At 66.7% G+C, this 20,672-nt stretch carries 20 protein-coding genes; 10 read left to right on the top strand and 10 right to left on the bottom strand.

The window, feature by feature from the left end; genetic code table 11:
• Window positions 1-19: 19 nt before the first annotated feature.
• Genes IB268_RS23290 through IB268_RS23280 form a run of 3 tightly spaced genes read right to left on the bottom strand, consistent with a single transcriptional unit; the run spans window position 20 to window position 3,771 of the window.
• Window positions 20-1,468 carry an NAD-dependent succinate-semialdehyde dehydrogenase gene (locus IB268_RS23290; protein WP_054456212.1) on the bottom strand — a complete coding sequence of 483 codons (1,449 nt, stop codon included), beginning with the start codon at window positions 1,466-1,468 and terminating at the stop codon, window positions 20-22.
• A gap of 34 nt (window positions 1,469-1,502) precedes the next feature.
• Window positions 1,503-2,726: an iron-containing alcohol dehydrogenase gene (locus IB268_RS23285; RefSeq protein WP_054456213.1), complete on the bottom strand. Its 1,224-nt coding sequence runs from the start codon at window positions 2,724-2,726 to the stop codon at window positions 1,503-1,505.
• 31 nt (window positions 2,727-2,757) lie between these two features.
• Window positions 2,758-3,771 carry an Ldh family oxidoreductase gene (locus tag IB268_RS23280; RefSeq protein ID WP_225590309.1) on the bottom strand — a complete coding sequence of 338 codons (1,014 nt, stop codon included), beginning with the start codon at window positions 3,769-3,771 and terminating at the stop codon, window positions 2,758-2,760.
• Between the two features lie 110 nt (window positions 3,772-3,881).
• Here IB268_RS23280 and IB268_RS23275 point away from each other — a divergent pair, with 110 nt between their 5' ends.
• Window positions 3,882-4,604 carry a GntR family transcriptional regulator gene (locus IB268_RS23275; protein WP_119451254.1) on the top strand — a complete coding sequence of 241 codons (723 nt, stop codon included), beginning with the start codon at window positions 3,882-3,884 and terminating at the stop codon, window positions 4,602-4,604.
• Here the strand turns inward: IB268_RS23275 and IB268_RS23270 are convergent.
• Both IB268_RS23270 and IB268_RS23265 read right to left on the bottom strand, forming a co-directional pair.
• A complete protein-coding gene (locus IB268_RS23270) occupies window positions 4,601-5,485 on the bottom strand; it encodes a TonB family protein (RefSeq protein ID WP_255510299.1) in 885 nt (294 codons plus the stop codon). The genes IB268_RS23275 and IB268_RS23270 overlap by 4 nt on opposite strands.
• A 90-nt stretch (window positions 5,486-5,575) precedes the next feature.
• Window positions 5,576-6,463, bottom strand: a complete 888-nt coding sequence (locus IB268_RS23265) for a LysR family transcriptional regulator (protein ID WP_225591474.1) — start codon at window positions 6,461-6,463, stop codon at window positions 5,576-5,578.
• Here IB268_RS23265 and IB268_RS23260 point away from each other — a divergent pair.
• Entirely contained in the window at window positions 6,434-6,775 is a 342-nt protein-coding gene (locus IB268_RS23260; RefSeq protein ID WP_192354957.1) for a hypothetical protein, read from the top strand. The two genes, IB268_RS23265 and IB268_RS23260, sit on opposite strands and share 30 nt — an antisense overlap.
• Before the next feature lie 119 nt (window positions 6,776-6,894).
• Window positions 6,895-8,013 carry a porin gene (locus tag IB268_RS23255; RefSeq protein WP_192354884.1) on the top strand — a complete coding sequence of 373 codons (1,119 nt, stop codon included), beginning with the start codon at window positions 6,895-6,897 and terminating at the stop codon, window positions 8,011-8,013.
• Window positions 8,014-8,045: 32 nt separating this feature from the next.
• On the opposite strand, the gene IB268_RS23250 is transcribed toward IB268_RS23255, so the two are convergent.
• The 5 genes from IB268_RS23250 to IB268_RS23230 all read right to left on the bottom strand — a co-directional run bounded on the left by IB268_RS23250 (window position 8,046) and on the right by IB268_RS23230 (window position 14,208).
• Window positions 8,046-9,395, bottom strand: a complete 1,350-nt coding sequence (locus IB268_RS23250) for a four-carbon acid sugar kinase family protein (protein ID WP_192354883.1) — start codon at window positions 9,393-9,395, stop codon at window positions 8,046-8,048.
• Window positions 9,392-10,669, bottom strand: a complete 1,278-nt coding sequence (locus tag IB268_RS23245; RefSeq protein WP_054456223.1) for a ribulose-bisphosphate carboxylase large subunit family protein — start codon at window positions 10,667-10,669, stop codon at window positions 9,392-9,394. The genes IB268_RS23250 and IB268_RS23245 overlap by 4 nt, the downstream gene beginning before the upstream one ends.
• A gap of 23 nt (window positions 10,670-10,692) precedes the next feature.
• Window positions 10,693-11,232: a VOC family protein gene (locus tag IB268_RS23240; RefSeq protein ID WP_192354882.1), complete on the bottom strand. Its 540-nt coding sequence runs from the start codon at window positions 11,230-11,232 to the stop codon at window positions 10,693-10,695.
• A 66-nt stretch (window positions 11,233-11,298) separates the two neighbouring features.
• Entirely contained in the window at window positions 11,299-13,179 is a 1,881-nt protein-coding gene (locus IB268_RS23235; protein ID WP_192354881.1) for a TRAP transporter large permease subunit, read from the bottom strand.
• A 9-nt stretch (window positions 13,180-13,188) separates the two neighbouring features.
• Entirely contained in the window at window positions 13,189-14,208 is a 1,020-nt protein-coding gene (locus tag IB268_RS23230) for a TRAP transporter substrate-binding protein (RefSeq protein WP_054456226.1), read from the bottom strand.
• Between the two features lie 112 nt (window positions 14,209-14,320).
• Here IB268_RS23230 and IB268_RS23225 point away from each other — a divergent pair, with 112 nt between their 5' ends.
• The 7 genes from IB268_RS23225 (at window position 14,321) to IB268_RS23195 (ending at window position 20,565) form a co-directional block, all read left to right on the top strand.
• Complete coding sequence (locus tag IB268_RS23225; RefSeq protein WP_054456227.1) at window positions 14,321-15,382, top strand: LacI family DNA-binding transcriptional regulator; 1,062 nt, start codon at window positions 14,321-14,323, stop codon at window positions 15,380-15,382.
• Window positions 15,383-15,496: 114 nt separating this feature from the next.
• Window positions 15,497-16,396, top strand: a complete 900-nt coding sequence (locus IB268_RS23220) for a LysR family transcriptional regulator (RefSeq protein ID WP_125470654.1) — start codon at window positions 15,497-15,499, stop codon at window positions 16,394-16,396.
• A gap of 101 nt (window positions 16,397-16,497) precedes the next feature.
• A complete protein-coding gene (locus tag IB268_RS23215) occupies window positions 16,498-17,406 on the top strand; it encodes a transporter substrate-binding domain-containing protein (protein WP_192354880.1) in 909 nt (302 codons plus the stop codon).
• 82 nt (window positions 17,407-17,488) lie between these two features.
• On the top strand, window positions 17,489-18,244 hold the full coding sequence (locus tag IB268_RS23210; RefSeq protein WP_054456483.1) for an amino acid ABC transporter permease: 756 nt from the start codon (window positions 17,489-17,491) through the stop codon (window positions 18,242-18,244).
• Window positions 18,241-18,924: an amino acid ABC transporter permease gene (locus IB268_RS23205; protein ID WP_054456230.1), complete on the top strand. Its 684-nt coding sequence runs from the start codon at window positions 18,241-18,243 to the stop codon at window positions 18,922-18,924. Before IB268_RS23210 ends, IB268_RS23205 begins: the two co-directional genes overlap by 4 nt.
• A gap of 27 nt (window positions 18,925-18,951) precedes the next feature.
• A complete protein-coding gene (locus tag IB268_RS23200) occupies window positions 18,952-19,680 on the top strand; it encodes an amino acid ABC transporter ATP-binding protein (RefSeq protein WP_175162230.1) in 729 nt (242 codons plus the stop codon).
• 24 nt (window positions 19,681-19,704) lie between these two features.
• Window positions 19,705-20,565 carry a D-amino acid aminotransferase gene (locus tag IB268_RS23195; RefSeq protein WP_192354879.1) on the top strand — a complete coding sequence of 287 codons (861 nt, stop codon included), beginning with the start codon at window positions 19,705-19,707 and terminating at the stop codon, window positions 20,563-20,565.
• Window positions 20,566-20,672: the final 107 nt, after the last annotated feature.

The following is a 20,672-nucleotide window of genomic DNA, read 5'->3' as shown; positions in this document are numbered from 1 at the left end:
GGGACGCGGCCGTCAGGGCTTACCAATTGGTGGATATGTACTTGGCTTCCATGAACTCAAGCAGCCCATGGTGCGCGCCTTCGCGGCCCAGGCCGCTTTGCTTGACGCCGCCGAAAGGCGCCGCGGGATCGGATACCAGGCCGCGGTTCAGGGCGATCATGCCGCTTTCGATGCGTTCGGATACGCGCAGTCCGCGCGCCAGGTCGCGGGTATAGACGTATGCGACCAGCCCATACTCCGTGGCGTTGGCCAAGGCCACGGCTTCGTCCTCGGTATCGAACGCCACGATGGGCGCCACGGGACCGAAGATTTCCTCGGCAAGCAGGTCGGCGTCGGCGGGCACATCCACCAGCACGGTGGGCTCGTAGAAGTGCCCGGCGCGGTCCAGCCGCTTGCCGCCGGCCTTGATCCGCGCACCCTTGGCGACGGCGTCGGCCACCAGCGATGCCACCTTGTCCACCGCGCCCGCATTGACCAAGGGGCCGCATTGGGTGCCGGGATCGACGCCGTCGCCGGTCTTCAGCGCGGCCATGCGCGCGGCGAAGCGGGCGCTGAATTCCTCGACTGCGCCGCGCTGCACGTAGAAGCGATTGGCCGCCGTGCAGGCTTCGCCGCCGTTGCGCATCTTGGCGATCATGGCGCCTTCGACGGCGGCATCGATGTCCGCGTCGTCGAAGACCAGGAACGGCGCATTGCCGCCCAGCTCCATCGAGCAGCTGATGACGGAATCCGCCGCCTTGCGCAGCAGCACGCGGCCCACTTCCGTTGAACCGGTGAAGGAGAGCTTGCGCACGCGCGGATCATCCAGCACCGCGTTGGCGAACTTGCCAGCCGAGGAGGTCGTCAGTACGTTGACCACGCCCGCAGGCACGCCGGCTTCTTCCAGCAGGCGCATGACGGCGTAAGCGGTCAAGGGGGTCTCGGTCGCGGGTTTGAGGATGCAGGTGCAGCCGGCGGCCAGCGCGGGCGCGATCTTGCGGGTTGCCATGGCCGCGGGGAAGTTCCACGGGGTGACCAGCAGGGCGATGCCTATGGGCTGGTACTGCACGATGATGCGGCTGGCGCCGCCGGGCGATACGCTGATGTCGCCATTGATGCGCACCGCCTCCTCGGAAAACCATCGGAAGAACTCGGCGGCGTAGGCGACCTCGCCGCGCGCGTCCGTCAACGCCTTGCCGTTCTCCTGGGAAATCAGATGTGCCAGATGGTCGGCGTCGCGGACCATCAGTTCATAGCACTTGCGCAGGATTTCGCCGCGCTGGCGCGCGGGTGTAGCTGCCCAGCCTGCGGCAGCGCGCGCCGCTGCGTCCACGGCCGCGGCGGCGTCTTCGAGCGTGGCGTCCGCCACGCTGGCGATTACCTGTTCGGTCGACGGGTCGTACACGTCGATGCGACGGCCCGAGGTGGAGGCGCGCCAGGCGCCGTCGATGTAAAGGTCTGTAGACAGCTTGTTGGCCTCGATGGTCATGCGTCAGCTCCGGATGTGGGTGGAAGGCGGGTTATCAAGATGCGCGAAACGAGCCGCGTCCCGCGTAGGCGGCGGCCACGATGGCGGCGATGCCGTCCTGGTCCAGCGGTCGCGGATTGTTCGTGACCAGGCGCGCGGCCAGCATGGACTGCGCGGCGATCCATTCGAGCTGGTCGGCGCGCACGCCCAGTCCAGCCAGCGTTGCAGGGATGCCGATGCGCGAGAACAGGTCGTAGACATGGCGCGGCGCGCGGGCGGCGAGGCGCGCGGGATCGGTTTCCGTGTCCCCCATCGCCATAGAGATGGCCGCATAGTCCGCGCTGCAGGCCGTTGCGTTGAAATCCATGACATAGGGCATCAGGGTCGCCACGCCTGCGCCGTGCGCCGTGTGCGTCAGCGCGCCGATCGGGTACTGGATGGCGTGGGCCGCTGCGGTGCCCGCCACGCCGAAGGCCAGGCCAGCGGCAAGCGCCGCGGCCATGACCTGGCCCCTGGCATAAAGGTCGGAGCCGTCGTCGACGGCGCGGGGCAGATAGGACGCGAGCGCGCGGATGGCAATCAGCGCCTGCTGGTCGCTGAAGGCGTTCTTGCCAACGAATACGCGCGTCTGCGCGATGTCGGCATCCGGACTGCGACGGACCGCGGTCAGGGCCTCGATGGCATGGGTCAAGGCGTCGGCGCCGGCGATGGCGGTCAGTCCCTTGGGGCAGGTCAGCGTCAGTTCAGGATCGCAGATGGCGGTGTGGGGAATCAGGTGCGGACTGGAGACGCCTACTTTCAGATCGCGGGCGCTATCGGCCAGCACGGCGACTGGCGTGACCTCGGAGCCCGTGCCCGATGTGGTGGGCAGCGCGATCACGGGTAGCACCGGGCCTGGCACCTTGTATTCACCGTAGTAATCGGAGGCCTTCCCGCCATGCGTCAGCAGCAGGCTGACGAGCTTGGCCATGTCCAGGCAACTGCCGCCACCCAGTCCGACGATTACCTCTGGCTGGAACGCGCCGTGCGCTGCCACGCATTCGTAGACGCCCTCGACGGGCAGGTCCGGCTGGGTGCGGTCGTACACCTGGACGCGCACGCCGGCGCTTTCCAGCGTGGCCAGCAGTTCGGACATTTCCGCCGTGGCGGCGAAGCGCTCGTCGGTGCAGATCAGCGCGCGCTGGCCCAGGGCGGCTGCGACGCGGCCCAGCGCAAGGCGCTGGCCGTTGCCGAACAGCACGGCGCGCGGTGCGCGCATGATTCCAAACAATTCATTCATTGTGGATCCTTGAAAGGGTGTCTGGGGAAATTCAGGCGGCGCATTGCGCCAGGTCGAGGATGCGGCGCCAGACCTCGTCGGCCAGTTCGATGCCTGCATCCAGCCGCAGGCGGCGTTCGGTGCGCGCCCGATCGCCTGGCACCGCGACGGGCCGCCCGGGCAGCAGGGCAGGGCAGGCGCGGATGTCATCCAGGTAGCTCGTGACGCGGCTGGCAATCCCGCCCGACCCGGCCTCGATCGCGATGAAGACGTCGCCCTTGTTGCATATTTCGCGGGAATCCAGCGTGCCCTTGACGGCGTTGCCCAGCGCGGATGCCGTCAGGCTGGCGACCAGCACTTCGAACGCCAGGCCCAGCGCGTATCCCTTGGCTTCACCGAAGGGGGCCAGTGCGCCCGCTTTGGCAGCTTCGGCATCCGTGGTGGGGTTGCCGGCGCCGTCGAGCGCCCAGCCCGGCTCGAGTGGCCGGCCATGGTTGGCGTAGTCGTGGATCTTGCCCATGGCGACCTGGCTGGTGGCCATGTCCAGCACGAACGGTTCGTCCGCGGTGGGTACGCCGATAGCGATCGGGTTGGTGCCGATCAGGGCTTGACGGCCGCCCCAGGGATGGACCAGGGCCTCGCTGGTCGACAGGGCCAAAAGGATCTGGCCTTCGCGCGCCGCGCTTTCCGCGTAGAGCGCCAGCATGCCGATATGGTTGTTGTTGCTGACCGCGGCGATGGCGATTCCGGTCTCGCGGGCGCGTTCGCGGATCTGCTCCAGGGCCGCCAGCGCGATCACCGGCCCCAGGCCGCGCTCGCCATCCATGTCCAGGAAAGCTGGGGAGCGCCAGACGGCCGTGCCGCGGGTTTTCGGGTCGGCCACGCCGTTGTGGATGCGTTCGATGATGCGCGGCAGGCGTAGCAGGCCGTGGGACGCGCGCCCGCGCAATTCGGCTTCAAGCAGCAGGTCGGTCTGCGTCGCGGCGTGGTCGGTCGGGGCTCCGGCCAGTTCCAGCGCGCGGATGCAAACCTGCCTTGCCTCCCCCATTTTTATCGTTGTCGTCATAGTGTCGTTAAGTTGTTAAATCCGATCGGATCTGAAATACGATCTGATTTATGCTAACCTCGTAACAAATTGGACGTCAACACATAGTTGGCAAATCGGGTGAAACAACCATGACGACACTCTCTCGCGGTTCCGCAGCCGTACCCTCGACCATGCCTGCGGCCGGCCAGCGCCTGGGCGAGCGCGTGCGGTCGTTGGGCGACGAGGTCTATGAAACGCTGCTGTCGCAGCTCATTTCCCTGAAGATCGCGCCCGGCATGCGCATCGCGGTCGATGCGCTGGTGCGTGAGCTAGGCGTATCGCAAACGCCGATACGCGCCGCGCTGATCCGGCTTGAAACCGAAGGGCTGGTCGTCAAGACGCATCACGTGGGATACAGCGCGGCGCCCATGCCTACGCGCAGGCGTTTCGAGCAGATGTACGAACTGCGCTTGCAGCTGGAGCCATTCGGTGCCGGGCTGGCGGCGCAACGCATGACGGACGCGTCACTGCAGGAACTGGCGGCGCTGTCTGCGGCAATGAGCGCCCCGAGCGCCGATGATGCGCGCGTGGCCTATGGCAAATTCGCCGTGCTGGACGCGCAGTTCCACTCCTGGATCGCGGAGCAGAGCGGCAATGAACTGCTTGCCGAAGCGCTGGCCCGGCTGTACGCGCATACCCATCTGTTCCGGCTGCGCTTCCACTCGAGGGTCACGGAAGAAGCCGTGACCGAGCATGCACGCATCGTGCGGGCGCTGAGCGAGCGTGATGCCGATGGCGCTCAGGATGCCATGCGCGACCACATTCTCAGGTCGCGCGAGCGCATGGCGCCGTACTTCGAAATGTTGGATTAGCGCGCGGCCGGTGCAGCCGTATGCCCGCCCAGGCTGATGCCGTCCCGTATCTTGCGGAACGCGGGCAAGGCTGCCGGCATGTCCTCGGCAGTCGCGGTGCAGCGCATCGCGACGCGCAGCGTCGCGGTATCCAGCAAGGCGTTGTATTCCAGCAGGCGCGTGCCATCCGGTCCTGCGCCCGCGGGCGCGACATAGTCGATGCCCTTGGCGCCCAGCAACTCGAAGCCGCTGCGCTGCTCGGGCGATTCGCCCTGCGCGGCCAGGATCGCTTCGGCCGCAGCCATGCGCTCGGCGGCAGAGAGCGGCGCTTCGGCGCCGGGATGCGTCTTCAGCGATTTGCGCGGCGTGCTGAAGCCGACGCCGCACAGGTAGCCGGCCGCGCCCGCGGCTTGCGGCGCGCCGTTGGCGCGGACGATCTCGACCAGCACATCGAATTCGTCGGATTTGCCGCTCTTCACGATCCGATAGGCAGCGGGCACGGTGACGCCGAATCCGCGCGTCCGGTCGGCGTAGCGGCGCTCGGCGTCGCTGGCGGGCTCCTCGATCATCTGGAACCGCACCGGCAGCATCAGGATTTCCCTGTCGGCCTGCATGTCGCTGGTGAAGGCGGGCAGCGGGCTGGCGCGCCGGACCATGCGGACCGCGGCCTTGTCGATGGCGACATACCCCGAGGAACTGGCGAGGTCCACCGCGTCGATCTTGCCGTCCCGCAGGACAGTGAGGCGCAGGCGCAGGCTTAGGGGACCGTCAAGTTCGTACGCTTCCCTGGGCATTTCCAGATGGCTTTGCAGTTTGCGCATTGCGCCAGTGGTCCATTCGGCCTGATTCGCAGGGGCGGCGGCGGAAACAGCCGCGGACGCGCAGAGGGCGATCGCTGCCATGGTGCAAGCGCGTATCGGCCAGTTCATGTGGGCAAGTCTCCTGATCGTAGGAACCCGCAAAGGCGGGCGCGTCGGCAGCATAACCCGCTGCTAGCGTGAGCAAGCAGTACCCAGGTCCAGGCTGCTGGCCAACAGATTGATGAACTCGCGCACCTTGGGCGATGAGCGCCGCGGCTGCGGGTACACGGCATACAGGTTTCGCTCCGCGGGCTGCCAATCCGGCAGCAGGGACATGAGACGGCCGTCGGCCAGGTCCTGCGCGACCAGATAAGCGGGCAGCAGTCCGATACCGGCGCCGTTCAGCGTTGCGTCGCGCAGGGTCAGGCTGTTGTTGCTGCGCAGGGGGCCGCTGACATGCACGGTTTGCTTCAGGTCGTCTCGCGTAAAGCGCCATTCGTTGTGGTTGGCGCCGCGCTTATAGATCAGGCACTGATGGCTGGCGAGATCCAGGATGTCCTTTGGGGTGCCCTGGCGTTTTAGATAGGTCGGCGCGGCGACCAGCGCCCTGGGCAGGGTGGCGATGGTCTGGGCGCCCGCCGCGAAATGCTTGGGGGTTGCGCCGATATACAGCGCGACGTCGATGTCTTCGTCCGCCGGGTCGAGATACTTGTCGTTGAGTGTCATTTCAACGGTGACCTCGGGAAAAATCGCGGTGAATTCCGTGATCAGGCGGCCCAGATCCGCTGCGCCGAAGGCGATCGGCGCGCGCACCTTCAGGATGCCCCGTGGCGTGGTCTGTACCTGCCCCGCGGTGCGTTCGGCTTCTTCCACATCTTCGAGGATGCGGGTGCATTTTTCGTAGTAGGTCTTGCCCGCATCGGTGAGCACGATGCGGCGAGTGGTGCGCGCAAGCAGCGGCGTGCCTATGTGGTCTTCCAGCGCAGAAACGTTCTTGCTCACCGAGGCGGTGGACATGTTCAAGCGCGTTGCAGCGATCGTAAAGCTTCCATGTTCGACGACCTTGCAGAAGACATTCATTGCGACCAGGCGATTCATATTCTTTCCCGCAACGAAACCGTTTATTTCTGGCGCGACCCTTTAATTGCGGGGTTTGGCGATGTCAATATCGCGGCTGATTATAGCGACGGAGACAGGCGTGGAACAGAAAAGAACAGACGCTTTGGTGCAGTCGCGAGGGGCGGGAAGGATGAGCAGGAATGCCTTCCTCCAATACGCGGGAATCAGTCCGATATCGACGCGGGAGTAGTAGGCATAAGCGGGGAATCCTGGCATTGGCGACGCAGGATCAGGATCTGCATGGCACCGAAGAAAACTATCTGGCAAAGCTGACCAACCTGTAGTCCGAGGCCGTTCGAACACCGGTTCGCGTGGCGCCGAGAGTTGCAGTGTCCTGGGGCTGGCCTATTGCCGACCACGGCAAACATAACGATTTTCAAAGGGGGTGGTTCATGAAGTATGGAAAGCAATACGGGAAGTGTGGCAAGCAATTCAAGGTCCCGGCGATGTGCGCGGCATTGGCTGTCTATGCCGCGCACTCGCCTGCGGTGTTCGCGCAGTCCAGTCTCAAGTTTTACGGAATAGCGGACACGTATATCGAGTACAAGAGCAACAACATCGATAACAAGAAGCGCGGCGCGTCGGCGGGGCGATCGTCTTCGTCCGGCGGATCCTCGATGCGGATGGGCTCCGGCGGGTTGTCGGGTTCCCGTTGGGGTATGCAGGGAGTGGAGGACCTGGGTGGCGGGATGCAGGCTGTTTTCACGCTTGAAGGCGGCTTGAATACGCATAGGGGAACCATGGCCGAGGAGGGACGTCCGTTCAACCGCCAGGCCTTCCTGGGTCTGAACAGCCCCTACGGTATGGTGACTTTGGGAAGGCAATACACCAGCATGTTCAGCCTGTTGTTCCCGATGGTGCCTCAGGCCTACGCGCCGGCCTACGAGCCTTCGGGGGCTCTCTTGGGTGGTGTGCGTCACGACAACTTGGTCAAGTATCGCGTCGGGACGGGGGCGCTGTCGGCGCAGGCGCATTACCAGCTCGATGATGCGGCGGGCACGCGTTATCAGCGGTCGGCCTGGGGCGGGGGAGCGAGCTACCTGTCCGGCCTGTTTGGCCTGGCGGCAGTCTACGACGAGGCCGGCGGCGCAAAGCCGACAACCGCGTCGAACCGGCTGCGCAAGCTGGCCTTGAGCGCTTCCTACGCGCCGGATCCTTGGCACCTGACGGCGGGCTACCGCTGGGCGCAGGACAAGACGGCCCGAGGCAGCTTGAACCAGCGCGACGACATGTGGTGGATCGGAGTCGGGTACCGCCTTTCGCGGGTCCTGCAGGTCACTGCCGCGTTTTACTACGACGACGTGAAGGCCGATGCAGGGGGAGGAAATCCGCCGAATCCCAAACAGCATGTCTTGCAGCTGCTTTACAGCGGGCTGTCCAAGCGCACAGACCTGTATGCGGTCGGCGCCTATGCGCGTAACTCCGCGCTGAACTTTGCGCCGCTTGCCACGCTACCCCCGGGCAAGGATAGCCAGGCCGCCCTGGCGCTGGGCATCCGGCACAAGTTCTGAGGGCATGGCGCACCGTGGCGCGTCATGCCGGCTCAGGCCGCTCCCGACGCCAACTCATCGAACAGCAGATCGCCGCCCATCTGTCCGCCCTTGAGCATCAGTTCAATGCCGTCGGTCACAGGGTCATCGCTGCGCGTCAGGCTGACCGTCACGCCGGGCGCCAGCACGCAGCGGAACGCCAGGCCCCAGACGCCCAGGGCCAACGTCGCCTGGCTGGAGGTGTCGCCGCCGGCGATGCCGATGCGCGACAGGGGCGCGCCGGTTTGCGCGCTGGCGCGCACGATATCCGCCACCAGTTGACCAGTGGCGCGGGCGGTCGCGGCGGTCTGATGGGGTGCAAGGAGCTGGGCGGGCCGGTCGGTGTGCGCCAGCACATTACGCCCCTGGGCCAGCGTGGCGGCGGCCAACTGGGCTTGCTGGGCGGCGTAGGCTGGGTCTTGCAAGAGCCGTTGCGCCTGCAGCGGCTGGAGCTGGTATTGCCGGCACGCGGCGATCTGCCTGGCCGTGACCGGAGACAGGCTGCCGGCGACCGCCAGCACGGGACCCGAGGCCGGTTGCAGCGGCGCGGCTGCGGCGCTGCCGCCGCCGGCTGGCGTGGCACGGGCCAGCGCCTGCTGCACGCTGCTGGGGCCGACCGCCAGTAACGGCAGGCAGGACGCCGCGCGCCAGATGAGCCGGCCGATGATGGCCAGCTGTTCTTCGTCGACCAGATCCAGCAGCAGCGGTCCGTCGGTGCTTTCGATGACCTGGTCGATCCAGTCGTCCAGCAGCGGCGCATCCGCCGCCCGCCGCAGCCGCGGGTAGGCCGTGTGCGGCAAGGAGCGGATGTCCGCCAAGCCTTGCGCCGCCAGGTGCAGGCGCAGGTCGGCTTCGTGCATGGGAGTGACGGGATGCGCGCTCATGACCGGATGGCGGTCGATGCGATGGATCTCGGGCGCGGACCCCGCGCGCGCGAACAGCTGGGCGAAGCTGCAATAGCGGCCGATGCTGGGCTGCCCGCCCACGATAGGCACCAGCGGGTTGGGCATGTGGCGGTGCAGTTCGCGCACGGCGGCGCCGATGCTGCCCACGTGCGGCGCGCTGTCGAAGGTGGAGCAGCATTTGTAATGCAGAACGCGCACGCCCGCACCCGCCATGTAGCGGCCCACGGCCTGCAGTTCGGCCTGCATTTCGGCTGGCGCCATGCCGCGCGCCGCGCCGGCGATGCCAATGGCGTCCAGCGGTCCGGCGCGGCGTAGCTGGTCCGGCGTCGGCACGCCCAGGAACAGCAGGCTGCGCAGGCCGGCGCGCGCGGTTTCGGCCAGCGTATCCGTGGCGCCGGTGAAGTCGTCGCCGTACCAGCCCAGCCGCGGCCGCGTTGCGTCTTGCGCCGCTGAACTCATGCGCGGCTGCCGAAGAACTCGATGGCGCGCCGCAGTTCCGGGGCGTTGCGCGCGTAGTCTTCCAGGCGCTCGCCGTCGCGCATGGCCTGCCAGGCCTGGCGGATGCTGAGCACGCCTGCGGCGGGTCCGTCCGGGTGGGCGAGGATGCCGCCGCCGGACATGAACAGCAGATCGTCGCTGCGCACGGCGGCCCAGGTGGCGGGCACGGTGCCAGCCCATTGGCCGGACGAAAACGCCGGCATGACGGGGTCATCGATCCCGGGAGTCAGCGAGGCCAGGCAGTCGCGCGCGGACTCGACGACTTCGGCGTCTTCCTGGGCGAACTTGCCTTGCAGGCCGTGCACGTGCATATGGTCCACGCCGGCCAGCCGCCATAGCGTCTGGTAAGCCTGGAAGCCCACGCCCAGCATGGGGTGGCGCGACAGCGCGCCGTAACCATTGCGGTGGCCGTGCAGCGCCAGCGGGGTGCTGCGGCGCAAGGTCTGGATGGCCGAGTAGCCGCAATGGTTCAGGCTGGCCATGACGCAGGAGCCGCCTTCGCGTTCGATCAGGTCGGCGTGGCGGCGCATGGCGTCGGTCTCGTCGCTGATGTTGAACGCCACCATGACCTGCCGTCCGGTGCGCTCGCGGTGCGCGCGCACCACCGCCATGACGGCGGCGACGCGTTGCGCCAGCGGCGCGTGAGCGGGGTTGGCGCAGACCTCGTCGTCCTTGATGAAGTCCACGCCTGCATTGCACAGCTGCGCCGCCAGATGCGCGGTCTGCTCGGGCGACAGGCCGACGTTGGGCTTGATGATGGTGCCTACCAGCGGACCATGCGCCACGCCGGTCAGTTGCCGCGTGCCGGCAATGCCCGCGCGCGGCATGTCGAACTGGGCGCGGTAGTTGGCCGGCAGTTCCATGCTTTCCAGGCGCAGCCCCGTGACTTCGCCCAGGTCGTACAGGTTGCCGCCTACCGTGGCCGCCAGCGTCGGCAGGTTGGCGCCGACGTTGGCGACGGGAAAGGCGATGCGCACGCGGGCGCGCTGGTAGCGGCCAGGCATGCCGCCCGGCTGCCGCGCCAGCCAGGCGTTGGGCAGGCTGGGCGCGGATGCGGACTCCAGGGGTTCGATGGACTCGATCCGCGCCCGGGCGCGGGCGCGCAGTTCGTCGGTTTCGCCCTGCACCCGCGTGAAGGTGCCGCAGGATTGCTCGCCAGCCATGATCTCCGCGACCTTGCCGGGGTCCAGCGGGGTTTCAATCAGGTAGGTGGCGGTAAACGATTGGGAATTCATGGCGGAGGTGGCAGGTAAGGGGATCAGATCCGGTTCAGATCGGGGAAGGGGCGCACGGGGTCCCTGCCGTCCCAATCCCAGGCGCTGTCGCGGATCAGGTCGAACAGGCGGCCCTTGGGACCGGCCACTTCGGACAGCTCGATCACGGTGCCGGGGTGGTACTCGGTGTCGAAGTAGATGAAGCGGCCTTTCTCGCCCACTTCGCCGCTCATCTTGGGCTTGAAGCCTTGCGTCAGCAGGCGCTCCAGGTCGGCGTCGTAGCTTTCGGTCCAATAGGCCACGTGCTGCAGCCCGGTGCGGCCGGCCTGCAGGAAGTCGCGGTACATGGAGGGCACGTCGTTGCGGGTCTGGATCAGCTCGACCTGCACGAAGCCGGAATTCGCCAGCGCCACCGAGTTGTGCGGTTCGTGGCGCTCGCCGTCGTACTGGTAGTTCACGATGGGCACGCGGGGGTTGTAGTACCAGGGCCCCACGCCCAGCGTGCTGCTCCAGTAGTCCATGGCGGCTTCGATGTCGTGCACCACATAACCGAGTTGGCGGATTTCGCCCAGGAAACGACTCATGATGGATTCTTTGCGGGAGAGGTTTGAGGATGTCGGGAGGATGCGGCCCGCTGCGGGCCGCGGACCTCACAGGAAACCGATGGAGAACCAGGGGAAGGCCGCGACGATCACCAGGCCCACCAGCAGCGCGGCGACGTAGCCCCAGATCGGGCCTATGCCTTCGTTGGGATCGACGCGGCTGATGGCGCAGGCGCCGTAGTAGCCCACGCCGAAGGGCGGCGCGAACAGGCCTATGCCCATGGCGAAGATCACGACCATGGCGTAGTGCACTTCGTGCACGCCGGCCTGCGCCGCGATCGGGAACAGCAGCGGGCCGAACAGCACGATGGCGGGTATGCCTTCCAGCACGCTGCCCAGGATGATGAAGGCTACGATGGAGACGGCCAGGAAGCCGTAGCTGCCGCCGGGCATGCCGGCCATCAGCTTGGCCAGGTCGCCGGAGAAGCCGGACTGCGTCAGCGCCCAGGCCATGGCGGTGGCGCAGCCCACGATCAGCATGATGGCGCCCGACAACGAGGCGGTCTCGATCAGCATGGGCTTCAAGCGGGCCCAGTCGAAGCGCCGGTAGATCAGCAGGCCGACCACTGCCGAATACACGATGCCGATGGTCGAGACCTCGGTGGCGGTGGCCACGCCTTCGACGACCGCGGCGCGGATCACGAAGGGCAGGGCCACGGCGGGCAGGGCGATGACGAAGAAGCGTCCGATCTCGCGGGCGCTGAAGCGCTGCGCCAGGCTCAGGTCTTCCTTGCGGTAGCGCCACCACACCACCGAGCACAGGGCCAGGCCCAGCACCACGGCCGGCAGCAGCCCGCCCGTGAACAGCGCGGCGATGGAAACGCCCGTCACCGAGCCGATGGTGATGAGCACGATGGACGGCGGAATGGTCTCGGTCTGCGCGCCGGTGGCCGACAGCAGCGCCACCAGGTCGCCGGGTTTGGCGCCGCGCTTCTGCATTTCCGGGAACAGCACGGGGGCGATGGCCGCCATGTCGGCGATCTTGGAACCCGAGATGCCGGACACCAGATACATGGCGCCGATCAGCACGTAGGACAGCCCGCCGCGCACGTGGCCCAGCAGGCTGGCCAGGAACTGGATCATGGCGCGCGCCATGCCGGTCATCTCGATCAGCGATCCCAGGAAGATGAAAAGCGGCACCGCCAGCAACATCAGGTGCGACATGCCCTCGTCCAGCCGGCCCACCATCACCACCATGGGCGTGTTGGTGGTCAGAGCCAGGTAGGAGAACGTGGCCAGCGCGAACGAGAACGCGATGGGCACGCCCGAGAACACTGTGGCGGCGACGACGCCCACGAAGAAAATCAGCAGGTTCAGTTTGCCCAGCGTGGCGAAGATGGGCTGCGCCACCCAGAACAGCGCGACCACCGCCGCGGCTCCCGCCAGCGCCGCCAGCATTTGCGGCGCGGTCTGGGTGCGCAGGAGGCGCAGCAGCGCCACCACCGCCATCAGTCCCATGCCCACCGGAATCGCGGCGGCGCGCCAGGCGTTGCTGAGTTCCAGCGCAGGCGTGACGATGAAGTGTTCTTCATGCGCGTATTCCACGGCAGGCGCCAGGATCAGCGCCAGGAATGCCAGCGACGCGGCCAGCGCCAGCGTTTCCAGCTGCGCGCGGCGCGCCGGGCTGACGTTGTTGACCAGCGCCGTCATCCGCATGTGTTCGCCGCGTCGCAGGGCGACCACCGCGCCCAGCATGGACAGCCACAGGAACAGGATGGACGCCAGCTCGTCCGACCAGACCAGCGGGCTGTGGAAGGCGTAGCGCGCGACGACGCCCGCGAACAGCACCGCGATCTCGATCAGCACGATGGCCGCGGCCACGTGTTCGACCACGCTGCCCAGCAGCGCGTCGAGCGCGCCGGCGGCGCGGCGCAAAGGGTGTGCCGGCAGCGCCTGCGGCGCCGCGTGGGGAGCGGACAGGGAGGACATGGTGCGTCCTCAGGCCAGCTTGCCGACGGCCTGCTCCAGCAGGGTCCAGGCCTCGTTGCCGAAGCGGCCCTGCCATTCCTTGTAGAAGCCGGCGGCGCGCAATTGCTCGCGGAAGCTGTCGGCCGACGGCTGGTTGAACAGCAGCCCCTTGCCCTCCAGGTCCGACTGCACCGAGGCGTTCAGCTTCTTGATGTCTTCGCGCTGGGCCAGGCCCGCCTCGTTGATGCCGCGCGCCACCACCGTCTTCAGGTCTTGCGGCAAGCCTTCCCACATGCGGCCGTTGGCGATGAACCAGTAGCCGTCCCAGATGTGGTTGGTGAGCGAGCAGTATTTCTGCACTTCGTACAGCTTGGCCACCTGGATGATGGGCAGCGGGTTTTCCTGCGCGTCCACCACCTTGGTCTGCAGCGACGAATAGACCTCGCTGAACTGCAGGCTGGCAGGGGCGGCGCCCAGGCCCTTGAACATCGAGATCGGCAGCGAGCTGACCGGCACGCGGATCTTCAGCCCTTCCATGTCGGCGGCGGACTTGACCGGCGCCTTGCTGCTGGTGGTCTGGCGAAAGCCGTTGTCCCACATCTTTTCGAAGGCGTAGAGGCGGCGCTGTGCGATGGCGGCGCGCACGTGGGCGCCCAGCGCGCCGTCCATGGCGCTCCAGACCTGGTTGTAGTCCTTGAAGGCGAAGCCCACGGCATTGATCGCCGCCACCGGCACCAGGGTCGCGATGACCAGTGCGGAAGGGGTGAAGAAGTCGATGCCGCCCGAGCGCACCTGGGCCAGCATGTCGGTGTCCCCGCCCAACTGGTTGTTCGGGAAGATCTTGATGTCCACGCGGCCGTTGCTTTCCTTGAGGATGCGTTCGGCGGCTTCCTGGGCGCGGATGTTCAGCGGGTGCGTGACCGGCAGGTTGTTGCCGTACTTGAGCGTGTAGTCGGCGGCGCGGGCGATCAGCGGGAAGCCCGAGGTCAGGGCGACGGCGGGAACCGCGCAAAGGCGGCGCAGGGCGCTACGGCGTGTCAGCAGCTTCATGGTTGTCTCCATAATCTTGGTTATGATGTTTTTTGATGTGCCACAACAGCGCCAGTACCATGCGGCAGAGTGGACAATAGTGAATCGTTGCCAATATCGTCAAACCTGATTAATGATGGATTTTGATGTGAATCGCATGCCTCCCGAACGCAAGCTCGCGCGTCTGGCCGATGTGGCGGAGCGCGCAGGAGTGTCCACCGCCACGGCCGACCGGGTCCTGAACCGCAGGCCCGGCGTGCGCGCCAGTACCGCCCAGAAAGTCTTCAAGGCGGCCATCGAACTGGACTATCTGCCGGAACAGGAGGTCCGTGCGGCCGCGGCGCCGGAACCCTTGCGGCTGGTGTTCCTGCTGCCGCGCGGCAGCAACCGCTACCTGCGCATGCTGGGCGATACCGTCAGCTATGCGCAGGAGCACTTCGGGCCGCTCAACGCCAGGTGCCAGGTCGAGTACGTGGAGAGCTTCAATCCGGATGCGCTGGCGCAGGCCCTGGCCAAGCACGGCAAGCGCGCCGACGGCATCGCCTTCATGGCGCTGGAACACCCGGCGGTGCGCGAGGCCGTCAACCTGCTGGCGCAGCAGGGCGTGCCGGCGGTGACGCTGATCTCCGATTTGGCCAACAGCGCCCGCGTGGCCTATGTGGGCCTGGACAACCGCGCGGCCGGGCGCACCGCGGGCTACCTGATCGCACGCTTTATCGGGTCGCGCGCGGCGCACGTGGCGCTGATCGCCGGGTCGCGCCACTACCGCGCCCACGAAGAGCGGGAAGGCGGCTTCCTGCAGCTGTACGCCGAACAGTTCCAGGCCATGCAGGTGGTGGACCTGCGCGAAGGCTACGACGACGCGCAGCGCAATTACGAACAGACCCGCCAGCTGCTGGAGCAGTATCCGCAACTGGCCGGCATCTACAACATCGGCGGCGCGTCCGACGGCGTGGCGCGAGCGCTGAAGGAAGCCGGGCAGCAACACCGGGTGGTCTTCATCGGTCACGGCCTCACGCCCGACACCCGCGCGCTGCTGATCGACGGCACCATGGACGCGGTGATTACGCAAAGCCCGATGGAGGCGCTGATGAGCTGCGTGCGCATCTTCTGCAATCTGCGCGACAAGCGCAGTCCGATGAACGGGGTGGAGCTGGCGCGCAGCCAGGTGATCTTCCGGGAAAACCTGCCCTAGGCGGAAAAGTCGGGAGTAACCCTGACTGCGGGGGCGTTATGCAAACTATGCATAAGCCCGCCGGGCGCGGTCCCTATACTGCCTCGCATTCACTCTGACGGCGCGGCGGTTGCAATGGATCTACGTTGGTTCCAGGATTTCCTGACCTTGGCGGAATGCGGACAGTTCACCACGGCGGCTGAGCTGCGGCATGTATCGCAGTCGGCGTTCAGCCGCCGCATCCAGTCCCTGGAAACCTGGGCGGGCGCCGCGCTGATAGACCGCGGCTGCTTTCCCTTGCGTCTGACGGCGGCGGGCGAACAGTTCCGTTCCAACGCCGCCGAAATCGTGCGCAAGGTGGTGGATGCGCGCGGCGAGGCCGGCGTCACCGGCCATGACGGCGCGGTCCTCAGGGTTGCCATGCCCCATTGCCTGGCAACCTCGCACTTCCCGGGCTGGTGCGTCCGTTGGAAGGAAGAGAGCGGGGTCGAGTCGCTGCGCCTGCATGTGGGCAATGTGCATGATTCGGTCGAGTGGCTGGCGGCCGGCGTGGTGGACCTGCTGGTGTGCTTTCGCCACGCCGCGGAAGACATACAGCTGGATCCGCAAGCCTATATGCGGACCGGCATGGAGCCCGACTTCCTGCGCCTGTTCCGCCCCGCCACGATGCCGGTGGACGAGACCGCACTGTACGACGCCGATTCTGCCGCGCGTTACCCCTATGTGTCGCACGCCCAGGGCGCCTATTTCCGGCGGCTGGTCGACCTGTCTTGCGGCGACCTCTTGCAACGCCCCGTCCTGCAGCGCGTCTGCGAAACCGATTTCGTGGACGGCGCCCGCACGCTGGTCAGCGCCGGCGTGGGTTTGGCGTGGCTGCCCGAGTCCAGCGCCCGGGTGTCGGTGGACGCGGGAGAGATCGTGGCGATCAAGGACCGGCGCTGCGCCGTCCCGATGCAGATCTGCATGTATGCGCGCCGCCAGGGACCAGCCCAAGAGCCGGTGGAGCGCGTGTTCAACCTCTATACCCAACGTTGACTGGCCGCGCCCGAAGCTCCCGCCACGGCCGGGAGACGGGCGCGCTCGGCGGCGAGTCCTGCGCAGCACCCCACAAGTACATGAATCCCAAGGAGAAAAGCATGGCACTTTCCATCAAGGCATTGATCGCGGCATTGACGGTTGCAATGGCAGGCCCCGTCGCGGCCCAGCAGCTGAACGGCACGCTGAAGAAGGTCGCGGACACCGGCGCGATCACCATCGGCCATCGCGAGACCTCGATTCCGTTTTCCTACTACGACGGCAACCAGAAGCCCGTCGGCTACTCGATCGACATCTGCAATCGCATCGTCAGCGCGGTGCAGGCCCGTCTGAAACGCAGCGACATCCAGGTGAAGTATCTGCCCGTCACCTCCGCCACGCGCATTCCGCTGATGGGCAACGGCACCATAGACCTGGAATGCGCCTCGACTTCCAACACCCTGGACCGCCAGCAGCAGGTGGCGTTCTCGGTCACGACCTTCGTCACCGGCAACCGGTTCCTCAGCCAGAAGTCTTCCAAGTTGCGCAGCGTCGACGATCTGAAGGGCAAGGTCGTGGCCTCGACCTCCGGGACCGCGAACATCCGCCAGATCAACGAGCTGAACGAAAAGCGCGGGCTGGGCATGAGGATCGTGCCCGTGAAGGAACACGCGGAAGGCTTTCTGATGGTCGAGACCGGCCGCGCCGCCGCTTTCGTCATGGACGACATCCTGCTCTACGGCCTGATCGCCAACGCCAAGCAGCCGGACCGCTACGAGGTGTCCGACGAGTCTCTGTCGATCGAACCCTACGCCATCATGCTGCGCCGCGACGATCCGCAGTTCAAGGCGCTGGTGGACGACACCATCAAGACGCTCTATGCCAGCGGCGAGTTCCAGGCGCTGTATGACCGCTGGTACCGCAGCCCGCTGCCGCCCAAGGGTATCAACCTGAACGTGGCGATGAGCGAGGCGCTCAAGCGCGTGGTCGCCACGCCCACCGATTCGGGCGATCCCGCCGCCTACCGCTAGGCCCGGAACCTGCCGCAATACGCCGATGCGCGGCCCCGCCCCGGGGGCCGGGACCGCGCGCGGCCTGATCATCGAGAAAAGCATGGCATATCAATGGAATTGGGGCGTGCTGCTGGCCCCGTCGCCCGATGGCGGGCAAACCTATCTGCAAACCCTGCTGGACGGGTTGAGCGTGACGGTCAAGACCGCGGCGCTGGCGTGGCTGATCGCGCTGGCGCTGGGCCTGGCGGTTGGCGTGGCGCGCACGCTGCCTTACCGCGGGGTGCGCGCGGCGGGGGCCGTCTATGTGGAAGTGTTCCGGAACATCCCGCTGATCGTGCAGATGTTCCTGTGGTACTTCGTCTTGCCGGAGCTGCTGCCTGCCGCGGCCGGAGACTGGATCAAGCAGTTGCCCGACGCGTCCTTCTACACGGCGGCGCTGGCCATCGGCATGTACATGTCGGCGCGCATCGGCGAACAGCTGCGCGCCGGGATCGAGGCCCTGCCAAAAGGGCAGCGCAACGCGGGCCTGGCGCTGGGACTGACCTTGCCCCAGCTGTACTGGCACGTGCTGTTGCCGAATGCGCTGCGCACGGTCCTGCCCACCATGACTTCGGATTGCCTGAACACCATCAAGAACACTTCGGTGGCGCTGACCATCGGGCTGGCGGAACTGACCGCCCAGGCTCACGCGATGCAGGAGTTTTCGTTCCAGGTGTTCGAGGCGTTCCTGACCGCGACCATGGCGTATCTGGCGCTCAACCTGATTGTGATCGTGGTGATGCGGGCGCTCGAATACAAGTTGCGCATTCCGGGGCGCGCAGTCGGCGGGCGTGCGGCGAAAGGGGGCAGGGCATGACGGATTTCGACCTGCAAGCCATCGTCGATGCGCTGCCGTACCTGATCCTGTCGGGCCTGCGCTTTACCCTGCTGCTGACCTTCACGTCGACCGTGGGCGGCCTGCTGCTGGGCACCTTGCTGGCGATTGCGCGGCTGTACGGCGGCCGTCTGCTGGCCTGGCCCGCCACGGTGTATGTGAACCTGTTCCGCTCGCTGCCGCTGGTGCTGGTGATCTTCCTGATCTATTTCATCCTGCCTTACGCATTGCAGGCGGTTACGGGGGCTGAGCGGCCCATCGTGCTGGGCGCCATGGGGTCGGCCTTCATTACCTTCATCCTGTTCGAGGCCGCGTATTTCTCCGAGATCATCCGGGCAGGCGTGGGCAGCGTGGGGCATGGCCAGTATGCGGCGGGCAGCGCCCTGGGCCTCACCCACGGACAGGTGCTGCGCAAGGTGATCCTGCCGCAGGCGTTCCGCAACATGCTGCCGGTGCTGCTGACGCAGGTGATCGTCATCTTCCAGGAAACGGCGCTGGTCTATGTCCTGTCGCTCACGGATTTCCTTGGAGCCGCGACCAAGATCGCGCAGCGCGACAACCGCCTGGTGGAGATGTACATGCTGGTGGCGCTGGTGTTTTTCGTGATCTCGTTCACCGCTTCGCGCGGCGTGCGGGCGCTGCGCGCCCGAATCGGGGCCTGAAGCTGTTTCCATGAGGAGTCTACATACATGATCGAGATCGAACAGGTCGGCAAGCGCTACGGCGATCTGCCGGTGCTCAAGCAATGTTCGCTGCGCGTGCGGCGCGGCGAGGTCGTGGTGGTCTGCGGGCCGTCCGGGTCGGGCAAGTCCACGCTGATCAAATGCGTGAACCGGCTGGAACCCTTCGATGCGGGCCGCATCGTGGTCGACGGCACCGACGTGGGCGCGCCCGGCACGGACCTGCCCAAGCTGCGCGCCCGCGTCGGCATGGTGTTCCAGCATTTCGAGCTGTTCCCGCATCTGACGGTGCTGGAGAACGTCTGCCTGGGGCAAGTCAGCGTGCTGGGCCGCAGCCGCGCGCAGGCTTTGGAGAAGGCGGCCACGCTATTGGAGCGCGTCGGCGTGGCGGCGCATGGCGGCAAGCATCCGGGACAGCTTTCGGGCGGCCAGCAGCAGCGGGTCGCGATTGCGCGGGCGCTGGCCATGGACCCGGTGGTGATGCTGTTCGACGAGCCGACTTCGGCGCTGGATCCGGAAATGATCGGCGAAGTGCTGGATGTGATGACGGGGCTGGCGCGCGACGGCATGACCATGATGGTCGTCACGCACGAAATGGGATTCGCGCGCCGCGTCGCCGACCGCGTCGTGTTCATGGAGTCCGGAGAGATCGTCGACGACGCCAGCGCCGAGGCGTTCTTCGGCAACGCCGCGTCGGCGCGCTCGCGCGCCTTCCTGTCCCGCATCATCAGCCACTGATTTCCCTTACCCACAAGAACTTCCATGTCCTCCATTTTCCATATCAACGGCATTCTTGTTCCGGCCGAGCAGGCCGTCATCCCGGCGCTGGACCGGGGCTTTCTTTTTGGCGACGGCGTCTATGAGGTGATCGCGGTGATCGACGGCCTGCTGCTGGAGTTCGAGCGGCACGCCGCCCGCCTGGCGCGCAGCCTGGCCGAAGTCGGCATCCGCAATCCGCTGCCGCGCGACACGCTGCTGGCGCGTTGCCGCGAACTGGTGCTGCGCAACGGCTTGCGCGAAGGGTCCGTCTATGTGCAGGTGACGCGCGGCGCGGATAGCAAGCGCGACTTCGCTTTTCCCGCCGACGTCGAGCCCACCGTGATGATGTACGTCAGCCAGAAGTCCTTGCGCGTGAATCCGCTGGCGGAATCTGGCGTGCGGGTGGCAAGCGTGCCGGACATGCGCTGGCAGCGGCGCGACATCAAGAGCGTGTCGCTGATCGCCCAGGTGCTGGCCAAGCAGGCCGCGCAGGGCGCGGGCGCGTTCGAGGCGTTGATGGTCGATGCCGACGGCGTGGTGACGGAAGGCTCGTCGTCGAGCGCGCTGCTGGTGGATGCGCAAGGACGGATCGTGGTGCGGCCCTTGTCGCGCGAGATACTGCCGGGCTGCACGCGCGCCGCGGTGCTGGCGTTGGCCGCCAAGCGCGGGGTGGCGGTGGAAGAACGCAAGTTCACGCTGGACGAATGCCGGCGGGCGACGGAGCTGGTGTTGACGTCGGCATTGCACTTCGTGCTGCCGGTCATCGAGCTGGACGGCCAGCCCATCGGCACGGGCCGGCCCGGACCCGTGTGCCGCGAGCTGCGGCAGCTGTATATGGAGTACGCGCTGGCCTCGGCGCTATAGCGGCGCGCGAGCCATGGCGGGCGTATGATTCCGCATAAGGGCTCGCACCCCGTCCGGCAATGGCCGGCACGCCATTGCCTACCTCATCGTATGGTTGCTCTACATCG

It is taken from the genome of Achromobacter sp. ACM01 (genome assembly GCF_014851745.1).
GTDB lineage: Bacteria > Pseudomonadota > Gammaproteobacteria > Burkholderiales > Burkholderiaceae_B > Achromobacter > Achromobacter aegrifaciens.
Note: the sequence above shows the minus strand (reverse complement) of the source record. Positions and strands in the feature narration are given on the sequence as shown.

Bases quoted from the DNA above. Each gene is read 5' to 3' on its own strand.
- IB268_RS23275 (WP_119451254.1), top strand. From the start codon at position 3,882: ATGACGACACTCTCTCGCGGTTCCGCAGCCGTACCCTCGACCATGCCT.
- IB268_RS23195 (WP_192354879.1), top strand. From the start codon at position 19,705: ATGTCCTCCATTTTCCATATCAACGGCATTCTTGTTCCGGCCGAGCAG.
- IB268_RS23290 (WP_054456212.1), bottom strand. From the start codon at position 1,468: ATGACCATCGAGGCCAACAAGCTGTCTACAGACCTTTACATCGACGGC.
- IB268_RS23245 (WP_054456223.1), bottom strand. From the start codon at position 10,669: ATGAATTCCCAATCGTTTACCGCCACCTACCTGATTGAAACCCCGCTG.
- IB268_RS23255 (WP_192354884.1), top strand. From the start codon at position 6,895: ATGAAGTATGGAAAGCAATACGGGAAGTGTGGCAAGCAATTCAAGGTC.
- IB268_RS23285 (WP_054456213.1), bottom strand. From the start codon at position 2,726: ATGAATGAATTGTTTGGAATCATGCGCGCACCGCGCGCCGTGCTGTTC.
- IB268_RS23205 (WP_054456230.1), top strand. From the start codon at position 18,241: ATGACGGATTTCGACCTGCAAGCCATCGTCGATGCGCTGCCGTACCTG.
- IB268_RS23230 (WP_054456226.1), bottom strand. From the start codon at position 14,208: ATGAAGCTGCTGACACGCCGTAGCGCCCTGCGCCGCCTTTGCGCGGTT.
- IB268_RS23210 (WP_054456483.1), top strand. From the start codon at position 17,489: ATGGCATATCAATGGAATTGGGGCGTGCTGCTGGCCCCGTCGCCCGAT.
- IB268_RS23220 (WP_125470654.1), top strand. From the start codon at position 15,497: ATGGATCTACGTTGGTTCCAGGATTTCCTGACCTTGGCGGAATGCGGA.
- IB268_RS23225 (WP_054456227.1), top strand. From the start codon at position 14,321: ATGATGGATTTTGATGTGAATCGCATGCCTCCCGAACGCAAGCTCGCG.
- IB268_RS23265 (WP_225591474.1), bottom strand. From the start codon at position 6,463: ATGAATGTCTTCTGCAAGGTCGTCGAACATGGAAGCTTTACGATCGCT.
- IB268_RS23280 (WP_225590309.1), bottom strand. From the start codon at position 3,771: ATGACGACAACGATAAAAATGGGGGAGGCAAGGCAGGTTTGCATCCGC.
- IB268_RS23235 (WP_192354881.1), bottom strand. From the start codon at position 13,179: ATGTCCTCCCTGTCCGCTCCCCACGCGGCGCCGCAGGCGCTGCCGGCA.
- IB268_RS23240 (WP_192354882.1), bottom strand. From the start codon at position 11,232: ATGAGTCGTTTCCTGGGCGAAATCCGCCAACTCGGTTATGTGGTGCAC.
- IB268_RS23270 (WP_255510299.1), bottom strand. From the start codon at position 5,485: ATGGCAGCGATCGCCCTCTGCGCGTCCGCGGCTGTTTCCGCCGCCGCC.
- IB268_RS23260 (WP_192354957.1), top strand. From the start codon at position 6,434: ATGTTCGACGACCTTGCAGAAGACATTCATTGCGACCAGGCGATTCAT.
- IB268_RS23250 (WP_192354883.1), bottom strand. From the start codon at position 9,395: ATGAGTTCAGCGGCGCAAGACGCAACGCGGCCGCGGCTGGGCTGGTAC.
- IB268_RS23200 (WP_175162230.1), top strand. From the start codon at position 18,952: ATGATCGAGATCGAACAGGTCGGCAAGCGCTACGGCGATCTGCCGGTG.
- IB268_RS23215 (WP_192354880.1), top strand. From the start codon at position 16,498: ATGGCACTTTCCATCAAGGCATTGATCGCGGCATTGACGGTTGCAATG.